This window comes from Burkholderia sp. AU4i (assembly GCF_000466765.1).
Lineage (GTDB): Bacteria > Pseudomonadota > Gammaproteobacteria > Burkholderiales > Burkholderiaceae > Burkholderia > Burkholderia cepacia.
Genome location: NZ_ASSI01000003.1, coordinates 1 through 2,273, shown reverse-complemented (window position 1 = coordinate 2,273; position 2,273 = coordinate 1). Strand labels below are relative to the sequence as shown.

The window sequence follows — 2,273 nt, the reverse complement described above, 5'->3', positions numbered from 1 at the left end:
CGGTTGATCAGCTCGCGCACGTTGCCCGGCCACGGATAGTTGTGGATCGCTTCGACCGCGCTCGGCATGAAGCCGCGAATCCGCTGCGCATTGTCGCCGCGATAGCGCCGCAGCACATGGTCGGCGAGCAGCATGATGTCGCGGCCGCGCACGCGCAGCGGCGGTTCGTCGATGCGCAGCACGCACAGGCGGTAGTACAGGTCGGCACGGAACCGCCCCGCCTGCATCGCGGCCTCGAGATCGACGTGGGTCGCCGACACGATCCGCACGTCCACCGGAATCGACGCGTGCCCGCCGAGGCGCTCGATCGTGCCTTCCTGCAGGAAGCGCAGCAGGCTCGCCTGGCTCTCGAACGGCATGTCGCCGATTTCATCGAGAAACAGCGTACCGCCGTGCGCGGCCTCGATACGGCCGATCTTGCGCTGGTGCGCGCCCGTGAACGCGCCGCGCTCGTGGCCGAACAGTTCGGCCTGCAGCAGCGTCGACGGAATGGCCGCGCAGTTCACGGCGACGAACGGCGCGTCGGCGCGCGACGACTGCTGGTGAATCGCCGCCGCCGTCAGCTCCTTGCCGGTGCCGGACTCACCGGCGATGAAAACGGTCGCCTCCGTATTCGCGACCTTGCGGATCGTCGCGAACAGCCGGCGCATCGCGTCGCACGAGCCGATCATCGTGCCGCCGGGGGGCGCCGCATCGGCGTCGGGGCCGCCGTCCGCGAGCCTCAGCATCCCGTATGCATGGCCAACCAGATAGCCGATCGTCGTGTATGCAGTCGCGTTGCGCACGTAATCGAAACAGCAGTGGCGAATCAGGCGCGCGATGGAAATATCCCGCAGCCGCTCGTCGTCGGCGAACGCGAGCCAGCCGACGCGCGGGTCGCGCAGCAGCGCCTCGAACGACGTGACGTCGGGCGACGCGAAGCTGCCGAAATCGACGATGCCCGCATGCAGACGGTTCGCCCTGACGAGATTCAGTGCGTCCGCAACGGTTTTCGCGCGCCACACGTCCCAGCCGCGCGACGCGAGACAGTCGACGAGCGCGGCGTCGTGCTGCTGCGACAGGTAGACGAGCGGCCGCGACGGCACGACATGGTTGCGCCGCACGGCAATGAACGGCGCCGTCCCCGCATCGCGTTCGAGATCCTGCGGGCCCGACACCCTGATCTGGCAGCAATAGTTCACGATGACCTCGTGGCTTGGGTTGGTTGTCGAAACGGCCGTTGCCGGATCGCGTGGAGCGGGGCACCGTGGTCCCGCGACGCGGCGCCGGGCCGTCTCGGACTGACGTTCGTTATCGGCAGAAAACGACGCGCTGCGTGTAGATCTGCGGCTCGACGGCCGGCTTCGCGGAGCCGTTGAGGTCATCACGATAGGCACGGTAGGTCTTGCCGTTCACCGTCACTTCCGTCGCACGTGCCGTCTCGATCGAGTTGAGCCCGTTGCGCTGCCAGCCGCTCACCTGGTCCGCCGCCGTCACGCTCGCATCGCCCGCGATCTTCTGCGTGATCGCGCTGCCGTCGCTCCACGGCTGCGTCTGCATGTCCTCGGCATGCTGCATCGCGCCGACCGTCTTGCCGGTCGGCGTCGGCCCCCTCTGCGCCTCGAACGGCGCGCCTCGGCCATACACCGGCGATTGCCACGACGGTGCGTGACCCTCCTCCGGCATCATGTAGATCATCTGCGGATCGCCGATCATCATCATCGGCGCGCACGCCGTGTTGTCGGCGCGACCGAGCGTCGTCAGCGCCTGCGCGACGCTCGTGGCGTTTGCCGCGGTCTGCTCGCCCAGGATCACGAAGACCGCCGGGTTCTGAAATACCGCCTGTGCTGCGGCTTGTGCGCTGTACAACAACAGAGCGACCAAAAAGATCCTCATGATTGAGGCCTCCTTGCATCCTCGTCAGGCAAAAAGAGGTGTTGACCTCGGGGATGGGATCAACACCCGTCAAACAGGAAACGACCGTCGGGCCTCGGGTCCAGACGGACCCCGTGCGCCGCCATTCCGGCGCACGGAGCCAGACCCGCGTGCTTACGACGACGTGCTCGTCGAGATGACTGCCGGAGCCGGCAAGACCGGTGCGGCCGGGGCGGCCTGCTGGTCGGCCGGAGCCGCCGGCAATCCTTGCGCCGGATCGGACAACGCCGGCATCTCGGCGGGCTGCGCGGCGGCCTGGTCCGGCACCTTCGCGTCGGCTGCCGGCATGTCGGCAGGCGCTGCGGCCGCGGCGGCGGCAGCTTGCGCGGGTTCCGGTGCGGGCGCTTCCGCGGCGACCG

At 68.5% G+C, this 2,273-nt stretch carries 2 protein-coding genes and 1 pseudogene; all 3 read right to left on the bottom strand.

What is annotated here, in order from left to right; translation table 11 throughout:
• Positions 1 to 1,181, bottom strand: a 1,181-nt coding sequence (locus L810_RS00230) for a sigma-54 dependent transcriptional regulator (RefSeq protein WP_042972667.1), incomplete at its 3' end; no start/stop codon positions are given.
• Positions 1,182 to 1,290: 109 nt separating this feature from the next.
• A complete protein-coding gene (locus tag L810_RS00225) occupies positions 1,291 to 1,875 on the bottom strand; it encodes a hypothetical protein (RefSeq protein ID WP_021156315.1) in 585 nt (194 codons plus the stop codon).
• 153 nt (positions 1,876 to 2,028) lie between these two features.
• Positions 2,029 to 2,273, bottom strand: a pseudogene (locus L810_RS48030) (chemotaxis protein CheA); the annotation flags it as partial.

Coding starts and splice junctions, on each gene's coding strand:
- L810_RS00225 (WP_021156315.1), bottom strand. CDS start 1,875: ATGAGGATCTTTTTGGTCGCTCTGTTGTTGTACAGCGCACAAGCCGCA.